Annotated in this window: 10 protein-coding genes and 1 rRNA gene; 8 read left to right on the top strand and 3 right to left on the bottom strand. The window is 54.2% G+C overall.

Translation table 11 applies throughout. The annotated features are described in order from the left end of the window. Nucleotides 1-488: 488 nt before the first annotated feature. The 3 genes from mprA to emrB all read left to right on the top strand — a co-directional run bounded on the left by mprA (nucleotide 489) and on the right by emrB (nucleotide 3,893). The gene (gene mprA, locus FCN45_RS14625) at nucleotides 489-1,019 is read left to right on the top strand and encodes a transcriptional repressor MprA (protein WP_008101638.1); all 531 of its coding nucleotides are present in this window, start codon (nucleotides 489-491) and stop codon (nucleotides 1,017-1,019) included. Between the two features lie 148 nt (nucleotides 1,020-1,167). Then, nucleotides 1,168-2,340, top strand: coding sequence for a multidrug efflux MFS transporter periplasmic adaptor subunit EmrA (emrA, locus tag FCN45_RS14630; protein ID WP_110868299.1), 1,173 nt, complete (start codon nucleotides 1,168-1,170; stop codon nucleotides 2,338-2,340). Nucleotides 2,341-2,357: 17 nt separating this feature from the next. Next, a complete protein-coding gene (emrB, locus tag FCN45_RS14635; protein WP_101763434.1) occupies nucleotides 2,358-3,893 on the top strand; it encodes a multidrug efflux MFS transporter permease subunit EmrB in 1,536 nt (511 codons plus the stop codon). Between the two features lie 37 nt (nucleotides 3,894-3,930). Here emrB and FCN45_RS14640 read toward each other — a convergent pair whose 3' ends face one another. Beyond that, nucleotides 3,931-5,043, bottom strand: coding sequence for a tRNA/rRNA methyltransferase (locus FCN45_RS14640; RefSeq protein WP_137386321.1), 1,113 nt, complete (start codon nucleotides 5,041-5,043; stop codon nucleotides 3,931-3,933). A gap of 156 nt (nucleotides 5,044-5,199) precedes the next feature. On the opposite strand from FCN45_RS14640, the gene trxC reads away from it, so the two are divergent. From trxC to FCN45_RS14665, 5 genes are all read left to right on the top strand, one after another. Then, nucleotides 5,200-5,619, top strand: coding sequence for a thioredoxin TrxC (trxC, locus tag FCN45_RS14645; protein WP_110868290.1), 420 nt, complete (start codon nucleotides 5,200-5,202; stop codon nucleotides 5,617-5,619). A 91-nt stretch (nucleotides 5,620-5,710) separates the two neighbouring features. Beyond that, nucleotides 5,711-6,415 carry a tRNA-uridine aminocarboxypropyltransferase gene (locus FCN45_RS14650; protein WP_110868291.1) on the top strand — a complete coding sequence of 235 codons (705 nt, stop codon included), beginning with the start codon at nucleotides 5,711-5,713 and terminating at the stop codon, nucleotides 6,413-6,415. Nucleotides 6,416-6,502: 87 nt separating this feature from the next. Next, a complete protein-coding gene (locus FCN45_RS14655) occupies nucleotides 6,503-9,160 on the top strand; it encodes a bifunctional acetate--CoA ligase family protein/GNAT family N-acetyltransferase (RefSeq protein WP_101763430.1) in 2,658 nt (885 codons plus the stop codon). A gap of 116 nt (nucleotides 9,161-9,276) precedes the next feature. After that, entirely contained in the window at nucleotides 9,277-10,632 is a 1,356-nt protein-coding gene (pssA, locus tag FCN45_RS14660; RefSeq protein WP_137386322.1) for a CDP-diacylglycerol--serine O-phosphatidyltransferase, read from the top strand. A gap of 3 nt (nucleotides 10,633-10,635) precedes the next feature. Next, nucleotides 10,636-10,956, top strand: a complete 321-nt coding sequence (locus tag FCN45_RS14665) for a YfiM family lipoprotein (RefSeq protein WP_101763428.1) — start codon at nucleotides 10,636-10,638, stop codon at nucleotides 10,954-10,956. Here the strand turns inward: FCN45_RS14665 and FCN45_RS14670 are convergent, their stop codons facing one another. After that, entirely contained in the window at nucleotides 10,957-12,261 is a 1,305-nt protein-coding gene (locus tag FCN45_RS14670; RefSeq protein WP_101763427.1) for an MFS family transporter, read from the bottom strand. It lies immediately after the preceding gene. Nucleotides 12,262-12,494: 233 nt separating this feature from the next. Continuing rightward, nucleotides 12,495-12,610: ribosomal RNA gene (rrf, locus tag FCN45_RS14675) — 5S ribosomal RNA — on the bottom strand. Nucleotides 12,611-12,617 lie beyond the last annotated feature (7 nt).

Consider the following 12,617-nt stretch of genomic DNA (forward strand, 5'->3'; position numbering starts at 1 on the left):
CCTACAAATGATTATCTCTCTTATCCGCACGCAATGACTGCTTCCCGTTTAGCGATCAAATTCCATCACTTAGGCTGGTGTCGCATTCGCGCGGGCGTTGTTAAGAGTATGTTAATCAACAGCTTGATTTACGTGGATAAGCGGCGCGCGAAAAGTGTTTAGAAATCGTAAAGATGGTTCTAAACCGCTGAGCAATACTATTCATTAATGATTGGGTTTGTTATGGTTAGCCGCGCAGTTATTCACCAGAGTTATTTTTTCTCGCGAAATTATTTATCTGTAAAAAGGTTTCCCGAGATGAATTGATGGCATCGGCTGCCTGTATGTTCAGGTGGGATGTCAGGGCAAAATGCCCAGGGTTAAGGAACAACCTGGAATGTCAGATGTTGACTATGTGATCGTGCTAACAATCACCTGCGGAAATTGTGACTACACTTAATCTGTCACCATCATTACTATACCAGTTGCAACTAAGAGGTTTTTTTAAAATGGAAAGTTCGTTTACTCCCATTGAACAGATGCTTAACATCCGTGCTAACCGCCATAAAGATTTTCCGCTGCAGGAGATCATTCTGACCCGCTTGTGCATGCACATGCAGGGTAAACTGCTGGATAATCGCAACAAAATGTTGAAGGCGCAGGGAATTAACGAGACCTTATTCATGGCGCTGATTACCCTTGATGCACAGGAAAATCAGAGCATTCAGCCTTCAGAACTGAGTTCTGCCCTCGGCTCTTCACGCACCAATGCCACGCGTATCGCTGATGAGCTGGAAAAGCGCGGCTGGATCGAACGTCGTGAAAGCGAGAACGACCGTCGCTGCCTGCATCTGCATTTGACCGAAAAAGGCAATGAATTCCTGCGCCAGCTGCTGCCACCGCAGCATCAGAGCCTGCAATATCTGTGGTCTTCGCTCTCTACTAACGAGCAGGATCAGCTGGAATCGATTACCCGTAAGTTACTTAACCGTCTCGATAAAATGGACGAAGATCAGGTTATCGCTTCCCTGTCGCGCTAATAGCAAGAAGTGCGACACAATCACCTTCCGAAATCGCTATTTTAATCCCCTTTTGTCCGGCCAGCGCTTAAGTGCTGGCTTTTTTGACTCGGGCAACCGTGTTGAAGGATCGGCACATCCCGACTAAATGGAAAACGTGGAGAACGACATGAGTGCGACAGCGGAAGCTCAAAGCCCGCAACAGCCAGCGAATAAAAAGAAGAAGCGCAAAGGTGTGCTGATCCTGCTGGCTATCGTGTTTGTAATTATTGGTGTTTCGTATCTGGCTTACTGGTATTTGGTGCTGCGTCACTTCCAGGAAACCGATGATGCGTACGTGGCGGGCAACCAGGTGCAGGTGATGGCGCAGGTTTCTGGCAGCGTAAACAAAGTGTGGTTTGATAACACCGACGTGGTGAAGAAAGGCGACGTCCTGGTGTCGCTGGATAAAACCGATGCCGAGCAGGCGTTTGAAAAAGCGCAGACCGCGTTAGCCACCAGCGTGCGTCAAACTCACCAGCTGATGATCAATGGCAAGCAGTATCAAGCTACCATCAAACTGCAGCAAACTGCGCTGGAACAGGCCGAAGCTGACCTGAAACGCCGCGAGCCGCTGGGCGCGTCTAATCTGATTGGCCGCGAAGAGCTGCAACACTCGCGTGATGCCGTGGCGACAGCCAAAGCGCAGCTGGATGTGGCAGTGCAGCAATACAACGCTAACCAGGCAATGATTCTGAATACCTCGCTGGAAAATCAGCCCGCGGTACAGCAGAGTGCGGCTGAGCTGCGCGATGCCTGGCTGGCGCTGCAGCGTACTGAAATCCGTAGCCCGATTGATGGCTTCATTTCACGTCGCAGCGTACAGGTTGGCTCGCAAATCTCCACCACCACCCCGCTGTTGGCGGTGGTGCCGTCCACTAATCTGTGGATCGATGCAAACTTCAAAGAGACCCAGCTTGCAGGTGTCCGTATCGGCCAATCGGCCACGGTGATCAGTGATATCTACGGCGATGACGTCGAGTATCACGGCAAAGTGGTGGGTCTGGATATGGGTACCGGCAGCGCCTTCTCGCTGCTGCCTGCGCAGAACGCCACCGGTAACTGGATTAAAGTGGTCCAGCGTCTGCCGGTGCGTATCGAGCTGGATCCGAAACAAGTGGCGGAACATCCGCTACGTATCGGCCTCTCCACGCTGGTGAAAGTGGATACCCAAAACAAAGAGGGTGCCACGCTGGCCAGCACCGTGCGTTCGCAAGCCGCGTATGAAAGTAATGCGTTGGCAATCGACCTCGCGCCGGTTAACCAGCTGATTACTGACATCGTTCGTGCCAACGCTGACTAACGCCGCGGGAGGCTGTTATGGCACAAAAACCGCTTGAAGGTGCGCCGTTAGTCCTGATGACCATCGCCCTGTCGCTGGCGACGTTCATGCAGGTACTCGACTCCACCATCGCTAACGTGGCGATTCCGACCATCGCCGGTAACCTCGGTGCCTCGAACTCGCAGGGCACCTGGGTGATTACCTCTTTCGGGGTGGCGAACGCCATCTCGATTCCGATTACCGGTTGGCTGGCCAAGCGCATCGGTGAAGTGAAGCTGTTTACCTGGTCGACCATCCTGTTTGTATTGGCGTCCTGGGCTTGCGGCATGTCCGAAAGCCTGGAGATGCTGATCTTCTTTCGCGTCATTCAGGGCGTGGTTGCCGGTCCGCTGATTCCGCTGTCGCAGAGTTTGCTGCTGAACAACTATCCGCCAGCGAAACGCAGCGTGGCGCTTTCGCTGTGGGCGATGACGGTGATTGTGGCACCGATCTGCGGTCCAATTCTCGGCGGCTGGATCAGCGATAACTATCACTGGGGCTGGATCTTCTTCATCAACGTACCGATTGGTTTGGTGGTGGTGTTACTGACGCTGCAAACGCTGCGTGGACGTGAAACCAAAACCGAAATCCGCCGGATCGATATGGTTGGGTTGGTACTGCTGGTGGTGGGCATTGGCTCGCTGCAGGTGATGCTGGATCGCGGAAAAGAGCTCGACTGGTTTAGCTCAACCGAGATCATTGTGCTGATGGTGGTCGCCGTGGTGGCGCTGCTGGTGTTGCTGGTGTGGGAGCTCACCGACGACCATCCGATAGTCGATTTGTCGTTGTTCAAGATGCGCAACTTCACCATCGGCTGTTTGTCGATCAGCCTGGCCTATATGCTTTACTTCGGCTCGATAGTGTTGCTGCCGCAGCTATTACAGGAGGTATATGGCTACACCGCCACCTGGGCCGGATTGGCGTCGGCACCGGTGGGGATTTTGCCGGTGATCCTGTCGCCAATCATTGGCCGCTTCGCCCACAAGCTGGATATGCGTAAGCTGGTGACCTTTAGCTTCATCATGTATGCCGTCTGTTTCTACTGGCGCGCCTACACGTTTGAGCCGGGGATGGATTTTGGTGCATCAGCGTGGCCGCAGTTTATTCAGGGCTTTGCGGTGGCGTGCTTCTTTATGCCGCTCACCACCATTACGCTGTCAGGCTTACCGCCAGAACGCATGGCGGCGGCATCAAGCCTGTCGAACTTCGTGCGTACGCTGGCAGGTTCCATCGGTACCTCGATTACTACCACCATGTGGAGTAACCGTGAATCGATGCATCATAGCTATCTGTCGGAGTCGGTGAATCCGTACAACGTCAATTCACAGCAGATGTATGACCAGTTGCAAAGCATGGGCATGACCCAGCAGCAGGCCTCGGCGTATATCGCGCAGCAAATTACCAATCAGGGTCTGATTATTTCGGCGAATGAGATCTTCTGGGCATCGGCGGGCGTGTTCTTGATCTTGCTGGTGCTGGTGTGGTTTGCGCGTCCACCATTTGGTGCGGGCAGTGGCGGCGGTGGCGCTCACTAAGCGAGACAAACAAAAACGGGCCTTGCGGCCCGTTTTATTATGCGTTCTGACGCCACCATTCGGCGAGCAGAATACCGGTTGCCACTGACACGTTGAGGCTTTCAACGTTGCCGGTGCCACCAATCGACAGGCTGAGATCGCCCTGCTGGAAAGCGCTGTCTGACAGACCTTCGCTCTCCTGACCTAACACCAGCACCATTTTGGCAGGCAGCTCAGCTTTCGCCAGCGGTGTGCCTTCGTGGCTTGAGGTGGTAACGATGGTGTAACCCGCTTTACGGAACGCTTCCAGGCCATCGGCAAAGCTTTCGCCGCTGATTGCCTGTACGTGTTCAGCGCCACCTTCGGCGGTACGCACTGCCGCACCTGACTCCAGCAGCGAAGCATCATTCACTAGCAAACCTTTCACACCAAAGTGCGCGCAGCTACGCATAATGCCGCCAAGGTTGTGCGGGTTGCTGACATCTTCCAGCGCCAGCACGCAATCTTTGGTCGGTGCCTTGGTCAGCCACTCGGTAACCGGCATGCCCATACGTTTTTTGATGATGAAGCACACGCCACCGTGGTGTTCAGTACCTGAAGCTTTGGTCAGCTCAGCATCTTCAACCACATGATAGGCTTTGCGGTTGGCCGCCAGCCAGCGCAGGGTTTCACGGAAACGCGGTGTTACGCTCTGAATAAACCAGGCGCGCACGATGCTTTCCGGACGGCTCAGGAACAGCGCCTGACAGGCATTTTCACCGTAGACGCGCGTCTCTTCCTGACGCTGACGGCGAATCTGCTCGGGATCGATGACCGGCTTATTCGCGACATCATCCAGTTGGCTATCATCCGCGACCGGCGGACGAGAAACGGTGCGCCACGGCGAATCACCGAAGCTGCGGTTGTCGTCACCACGATCGTCACGACGACCAAAGCTGCGACCGCGTTCGGTATTACTCGCACCGCGCGGTGCCGAGCTGCGTGCGCCGCTACGGCCACCTTCTTCATTATTACGTGCACCGCTGCGAGGACCAGAACGACGATTATCTTCCTGGCGCGCAGCAGGACGGCCGCCTTTGCCGGTACGGGGATTCGGCTTTTGACCACTCTCCTCATCACGTACGTACATCACTTTTACCTTGCCGCTTTTGCCTTTAAATTCGTCGTTCATCTGTTCCTCCAGCATTGAGAGCGCGAAGATTACCTGATGTGTCGGTGCTTAGCTATCAACTATTGAACCTATTGGGCAATCCAGATTGAGCATAGCACTCAACCTTTTCATAATGTCCGGCAATCATCAGATTTACAGGTCCGGGTTGAGGTAAATATGAATACAGTTTGTGCCTCCTGTCAGGCAACCAACCGCGTGCCCGAGTCGCGCATGGCTGATGGAGCAAAATGTGGTCGTTGCGGCGGCGAGCTATTCAACGGTGAAGTCGCCAACGCGACAGCAGCCACGCTGGATAAGTATCTGCAAGACGATCTGCCGGTGGTGATCGACTTCTGGGCGCCGTGGTGCGGCCCGTGCGTTAACTTCGCACCGGTGTTTAAAGATGTCGCCGACGAGCGGCGCGGCAAGGTGCGCTTCGTGAAAGTGAATACCGAAGCCGAACCCGCGCTTAGTTCGCGTTTCCGCATTCGCAGCATTCCTACTATTATGCTGTTCAAGAACGGCGAGATGGTCGACATGCTGAACGGCGCAATGCCGAAAGCGCCCTTCAACGAGTGGCTCGACGAATCGCTGTAAACCGCTGATGGCCAGCCGCGAGCTGGCCTTCCTTATTACCTTTCCCGGCTAATTCCATTACACTGGCGTTTTTTCTCCTGCCTGCGAATTTATGTTTGAAAATGCCGTTCTGCGCTTACGTGCGCAACGTTTAGCGCGCGCCACGCGCCCGTTTCTTGCGCGCGGTAATCGTGTCATTCGTTGCCAACGCTGCCTGCTGCCGCAGAAAAACTGTCTGTGTGCCACCATCCAGCCTCAGCAAGCGCGCAGTCGCTTCTGTCTGGTGATGTTCGATACCGAGCCGATGAAGCCGAGCAATACCGGAAGGTTAATTGCCGATGTGCTGCCGGACACCGAGGCGTTTGGCTGGTCACGCACCGAGCCGGATGCCGCGCTGCTGGCGGCGGTGAAGAACGCACATTATCAGCCGCTGGTGGTTTTCCCGGCGTCTTACGCAGATGCCGATCGCGAAGTGCTTACCAGCCCGCCGCTCACCGGCAAACCGCCGCTATTTATTATGCTCGACGGCACCTGGACTGAAGCGCGCAAGATGTTCCGCAAAAGTCCGTGGCTGGATGCGTTGCCGGTGATGTCGCTCAACGTGTCTGCGCCCTCGCGCTACACGCTGCGCGAGGCCCACGGCGAAGGCCAGCACTGCACCGCCGAAGTTGCTGCCGCGCTGCTGGAACAGGCCGGGGATCTCGCCGCCGCCGCAGAATTGCAGCACTATTTCGCCCGCTTCCGTCATGCTTATCTGGCGGGGAAACCGCATCATCCGATTCATGCTCTGGAAGAAGCATTGAGTAGCGGAATCTGAAGCTGGCTCTCAGCCTGCGATCGGTGAATCGGCACGCGCGCTAAAAAGCGTTTACAATCATGCCAATCTTGATAGCAGGAGCGGATGATGAGCCAACGCGGACTGGAAGCGCTGTTACGACCTAAATCAATCGCGGTAATCGGTGCGTCAATTACACCGGGGCGCGCCGGCTACTTTATGATGCGTAACCTGCTGGCCGGTGGATTTAGCGGTCCGGTATTGCCGGTGACGCCGAAGTATAAAGCGGTGAGCGGCGTGCTGGCATGGCCGGATATCGCCAGCCTGCCCTTCGCGCCCGATCTCGCCATCATCTGTACCCACGCCAAACGTAATCTCGAACTGCTGCAACAACTGGGCGAAAAAGGCTGTAAGGCCTGTATTATTCTTTCGGCGCCATCCAGCCAGTTGGAAGAGCTGAAAGCCTGCGCAAGTCAGTGGCAAATTCGCCTGCTTGGGCCCAACAGCTTAGGTTTGCTGGCGCCGTGGCAAGGGTTGAATGCCAGCTTTTCGCCAGTGCCGATTGCTAAAGGCCGCATTGCTTTTATTTCGCAATCTGCTGCGGTCTCTAACACCATTCTCGACTGGGCGCAGCAGCGTAACCTCGGTTTCTCCTGGTTTATCGCCTTGGGTGATAGCCTGGATATCGACGTTGATGATCTGCTGGATTTCCTCGCGCGCGACGGTAAAACCAGCGCCATTCTGCTCTACCTCGAACACCTCAGCGATGCGCGTCGCTTTGTTTCCGCTTCGCGCAGCGCCTCGCGTAATAAACCGATTTTGGTGATAAAAAGTGGTCGCAGCCATCAGGCGCAGGCGATGATCGGTACTCACAGCGGACTGGACGCTGCCTGGGATGCGGCGATTCAGCGCGCCGGTTTACTGCGCGTACAGGATACGCATGAACTGTTTACGGCGGTTGAGTCGCTGAGCCATATGCGTCCATTACGCGGCGATCGACTGATGATCATCAGCAACGGCGCGGCCCCGGCGGCGCTGGCCCTGGATGAACTGTATGCGCGCAACGGTAAGCTGGCGACGCTAAGTGACGAAACCTTGCAGGCGCTGGCCACACTGCTGCCAGAAGGCGTTGGCCGCGGCAATCCGCTGGATTTGAAAGATGACGCGACACCAGCGCGCTATGTCGCCTGCATTGAACGGCTGCTGGATAGCCATGAACTTGATGCACTGATGATCATTCATGCGCCAAGCGCCGTTTCACCTTCTAGCGAGACCGCCGAGCAGATTATCGCTGCGGTTGCCAAACATCCGCGTGGCAAGCAGGTTACTTTGCTGACGAACTGGTGCGGCGAATACTCTTCGCAGAGCGCACGACGCGCGTTTACTCAGGCTGGTATTCCCACCTGGCGCACACCTGAAGGTACCGTTACCGCTTTCATGCATCAGGTGGAATATCGCCGCAACCAGAAGCAACTGCGTGAGACGCCCGCGCTGCCGATCGGTTTGACGCAGAACAGCGCGCAGGCGCATCAGCTGATTCAGCAAGCGCTGGATAAAGGCATCACCACGCTGGACACCCACGAAGTGCAGCCGGTGTTGCAGGCTTATGGCCTGGCGACGCTGCCCACCTGGATTGCCAGCGACAGCGCCGCGGCTGCCAGCATCGCCGATCAGATTGGCTATCCGGTCGCGCTCAAGCTGCGTTCGCCGGATATTCCGCATAAGTCGGAGGTACAAGGCGTAATGCTGTATCTGCGCAGCGCCGCAGAGGTGGAACAAGCGGCTGAAGCCATTTTTGATCGCGTGCGTGAAACCCATCCACAGGCGCATATTGATGGTTTGCTGGTGCAGAGTATGGCGAATCGCGCCGGAGCGCAGGAGTTGCGTGTGGTGGTCGAACAGGATCCGCTGTTTGGTCCTATCATCCTGCTGGGCGAAGGCGGCGTGGAGTGGCAGCCCGACAAGCAAGCCGCCGTGGCTTTGCCGCCGCTGAATATGACGCTGGCGCGCTATCTGGTGATTCAGGCGATGAAAAGCGGCAAAGTTCGCAGCCGTAGTGCGTTGCGACCACTGGATATCACCGGGCTTAGCCAGCTGTTAGTGCAGGTTTCAAACCTGGTGGTCGATTGTCCGGAGATTCAGCGCCTGGATATTCATCCGCTGCTGGCATCAGCCGACGAATTCACGCTGCTGGATGTCACGCTGCAGCTGGCCCCTTTCAATGGTGATAACGAAACACGGCTGGCGATTCGTCCTTACCCGCATCATCTTGAAGAGCAGGTGCAGCTGAAAAATGGGCAATATTGCCTGTTCCGCCCGATCCTGCCGGAAGATGAACCGCAGCTGCGCGCCTTTATCGCCCAGGTAACGAAAGAAGATCTCTACTATCGTTACTTCAGTGAAATCAATGAATTCACCCATGAAGATTTGGCGAATATGACGCAAATTGATTACGACCGCGAAATGGCGATTGTCGCTATACGGCAGCACAACGGCGTCGACGAGATCATTGGCGTAACACGTGCGATCTCCGATGCCGATAATATCGATGCTGAATTCTCCGTGCTGGTGCGGTCTGACCTGAAAGGCTTGGGCATGGGCAGGCGCTTACTGGAGAAGATGATTCGCTATACGCGCGATCATGGCCTGCAACAATTGAACGGTATCACCATGCCAAACAATAGCGGCATGATCACGCTGGCGCGAAAGCTCAATTTTCGCGTGAATATTCAACTGGATGATGGCATTGTCAGCCTGAATTTGCCGCTCGGTGATGTCATCAGCTAACCTGTACAGAAAGGTAAAATTCCTCCTCTACAGGCCGGTTGATGGTATTATTTACCGTTAGGATCATGATTTGATGGCAAAAGGCCATGCAATGAACAGAGAAGAAGTGCACTGTGATGTTGTCTAAATTTAAACGTAATAAACACCAACAACACCTCGCACAGCTGCCTAAACTGTCACAATCCGTATCGGATCTGACGACGCTTTACTCGCCTGCCGAGTTTCGCGAAACCCTGCTGACGAAAATTGCCGCAGCAGAAAAGCGTATCTGTATCACCGCGCTGTATCTGGAGAATGATGACGGCGGTCGGGGAATAATGCAGGCGCTGTACGCAGCGCGTCAGGCACGTCCGGAGCTGGATGTCTGTATTCTGGTTGACTGGCATCGTGCGCAGCGTGGTCGTATTGGCGCTGCTCGCGGCGTGACCAACGCTGACTGGTATTGCGAAATGGCGACTCAGCACCCGGATATCGCTATTCCGGTTTATGGCATTCCGGTTAACACCCGCGAAGCGCTCGGTGTGCTGCATCTGAAGGGGTTTATCATTGATGATACGCTGCTCTACAGCGGCGCGAGCCTGAACGATGTCTATTTACATCAGCATGATAAATACCGTTATGACCGTTATCAGCTGATCCGCAATCCACAGCTTACCGATACCATGTATGCGTGGATCTGCGAAAATCTCAAGGATTCCGATGCGGTTAACCGCCTCGATAAAACTGAGCGCCCTTCCAGCCCGGAAATCAAAAATGAAACACGTCAGTTCCGTCAGGAGCTGCGCAGCTTTAACTATCAGTTTACCGGCAATGCAGATAATGATTGCCTTGCCGTCACGCCGCTGGTTGGCTTGGGCAAACGTAGCCTGCTGAACAAAACCATTTTCCATTTGATGCCCTGCGCTGAGCGCAAGCTGACGCTGTGTACGCCCTATTTTAACCTGCCGGCCATTCTGGTGCGTAACCTGATTCATTTACTGCGTCAGGGTAAAGAAGTTGAAGTCATCATTGGCGACAAAACGGCCAATGACTTCTACATCCCGCCAGAACAGCCGTTCAAGATTATCGGGGCGCTGCCTTATCTATATGAGATTAACCTGCGTCGCTTCCTGAGCCGTTTGCAGTATTACGTCAATAATGGTCAGCTGACGGTACGCTTGTGGAAAGATGGCGAAAACAGTTATCACCTGAAAGGCATTTGGGTGGATGACGAATGGATGATGATCACCGGTAATAACCTCAATCCACGCGCGTGGCGACTGGATCTGGAAAATGCGGTGCTGATTCACGATCCTCTCAATCAATTGGCCGAGCAGCGTGAAAAAGAGCTGGCGCTGATTCGTGAGCATACTTCCGTGGTGCAGCATTATCGCGAGCTGGAAAGTATCTCCGATTATCCGGCAAAGGTGCGCAAGCTGATTCGTCGCCTGCGCCGTATTCGCATCGATCGCTTGATTAGCCGTCTGCTTTAGCCGATGCGTGCGCCTATCCTCTGCGTGGTTTTGCTGTGTAGTGGATGTGCGCATGTCGCCCAGGATAACTGGACCGGCAAAGACAAAGCGCAACACTACTTCTCTTCTGCTGTGCTGGCAGCCGCAGGTAGTGAGATTTCTCAGCATCAAAATCACAGCCGCGGGCAGAATTTGCGTTTCGGCTTTCTGTTTTCGTTGAGTTTCGGTGTGGGGAAAGAGTTATATGACAGCCGCTCAGCGGGGAGCGGCTGGAGTTGGAAAGATCTTAGCTGGGATGTCGCCGGCGCCGCCAGCGGTATCGCACTGTGGAACCTCAGTCAGTAATTACAGCGCAATCCCCTTCCCTTTGCGATGCAGCATCAGCGATACCAGGAATGCTAAAGCGCCCATTGCCGAAACATACCAGAAGAAGCTGGTTTCAATACCTTCCCTTTTCAGCAGTAAGGCTACGTACTCTGCCGAACCACCAAAAATAGCATTCGCCACCGCATAGGAAAGCCCAACGCCCAGCGCGCGGACTTCCGGCGGGAACATCTCTGCTTTCAAAATGCCACTGATAGCGGTGTAGAAACTGGTGATGATTAGCGCCAGCATGATCAAGGCAAATGCCAGCCAACTGCTTTGCACATTTTGCAGCAGCAGCAGAATCGGAACCGTACAGATAGCTGCCCCGGCACCAAAAATCATCATTGAGGCACGACGACCAATCTTGTCTGACAGTGCGCCAACTATCGGCTGAATCAACATGAATACCAATAAGCAACCGGTCATTAATCCGCTGGCACTGCGCGCATCCATCCCGGCAGTATTTACCAGATATTTTTGCATGTAGGTGGTGAAGGTATAGAAGCTTAGCGAACCGCCTGCGGTAAAGCCCAGCACCATCAGAAATGCACGGGTGTGATTGCGCAGTAATCCCGTAATGCTGCCGGCGTCACGATGTTCACGGTGTTTTTTCTCTGACGTTTCGTTGAGAGAACGACGTAACCACAATGCCACCACAGCGAGCGCCGCCCCGAGGAAGAACGGAATACGCCAGCCCCAGCTGCGAAGTTCTTCATCGCTGAGAATTTGCTGTAAGACTACAACGGTAAGCACCGCTAACAGTTGGCCGCCGATGAGCGTCACATATTGGAAAGAGGCATAAAATCCTTTTCGTCCTTCCAGTGCTACTTCGCTCATATAAGTGGCGCTGGTACCGTATTCTCCACCAACCGATAATCCCTGAAACATACGCGCCAGCAGAAGAATGACAGGCGCGGCAAGGCCAATTTCTCCGTAGCCCGGTAGACAGGCGATCACTAATGATCCCAGACACATCATGCACACTGAGATCAGCATTGAGGCTTTGCGACCATGACGATCGGCAATATAGCCAAATAACCATCCGCCGATCGGGCGCATCAGAAAACCAGCTGCGAAGACGCCTGCTGTTTGCAGCAATTGGGTGGTGGTATCACCGCTTGGAAAGAAGACATGGGCAAAATAGAGTGAGAAGAAGGAGTAGACGTAGAAATCGAACCATTCGACTAAATTGCCAGACGATGCGCCGACAATCGACCAGATGCGCTTTTTACTGTCAGCTGCCGTTGCAGTTAGAGCCACTTTTTGTTGTTGTGAATCAGTCATGCTTACCTCTTTTCCTTGCGAATAATTAGCGCCAAAGGATTGAGTAAAGCATCTATTAACTGGTTGCGGGAATTGTCTCTGTTCCTGGATTGCAAAATGTGATTGCCGCGAAGTTTTTAGTGCAATTTATTACTGATTTTCATGCAAATTCAGCCATCTGCCGACTTTAATTCAATATATGCAGATGTAAAAAAGCCCCAGACTTTCGTCCGGGGCTTCTTCACTTATTTGATGCCTGGCAGTTCCCTACTCTCGCATGGGGAGGCCCCACACTACCATCGGCGCTACGGCGTTTCACTTCTGAGTTCGGCATGGGGTCAGGTGGGACCACCGCGCTAAAGCCGCCAGGCAAATTC

Source organism: Pantoea sp. SO10, from assembly GCF_005281435.1.
Classification (GTDB): domain Bacteria; phylum Pseudomonadota; class Gammaproteobacteria; order Enterobacterales; family Enterobacteriaceae; genus Pantoea; species Pantoea leporis.

Excerpts from the sequence above, each read along its gene's own strand:
- emrB (WP_101763434.1), top strand. The coding sequence starts at position 2,358 with ATGGCACAAAAACCGCTTGAAGGTGCGCCGTTAGTCCTGATGACCATC.
- FCN45_RS14650 (WP_110868291.1), top strand. The coding sequence starts at position 5,711 with ATGTTTGAAAATGCCGTTCTGCGCTTACGTGCGCAACGTTTAGCGCGC.
- FCN45_RS14655 (WP_101763430.1), top strand. The coding sequence starts at position 6,503 with ATGAGCCAACGCGGACTGGAAGCGCTGTTACGACCTAAATCAATCGCG.
- FCN45_RS14670 (WP_101763427.1), bottom strand. The coding sequence starts at position 12,261 with ATGACTGATTCACAACAACAAAAAGTGGCTCTAACTGCAACGGCAGCT.
- trxC (WP_110868290.1), top strand. The coding sequence starts at position 5,200 with ATGAATACAGTTTGTGCCTCCTGTCAGGCAACCAACCGCGTGCCCGAG.
- FCN45_RS14665 (WP_101763428.1), top strand. The coding sequence starts at position 10,636 with ATGCGTGCGCCTATCCTCTGCGTGGTTTTGCTGTGTAGTGGATGTGCG.
- mprA (WP_008101638.1), top strand. The coding sequence starts at position 489 with ATGGAAAGTTCGTTTACTCCCATTGAACAGATGCTTAACATCCGTGCT.
- FCN45_RS14640 (WP_137386321.1), bottom strand. The coding sequence starts at position 5,043 with ATGAACGACGAATTTAAAGGCAAAAGCGGCAAGGTAAAAGTGATGTAC.
- emrA (WP_110868299.1), top strand. The coding sequence starts at position 1,168 with ATGAGTGCGACAGCGGAAGCTCAAAGCCCGCAACAGCCAGCGAATAAA.
- pssA (WP_137386322.1), top strand. The coding sequence starts at position 9,277 with ATGTTGTCTAAATTTAAACGTAATAAACACCAACAACACCTCGCACAG.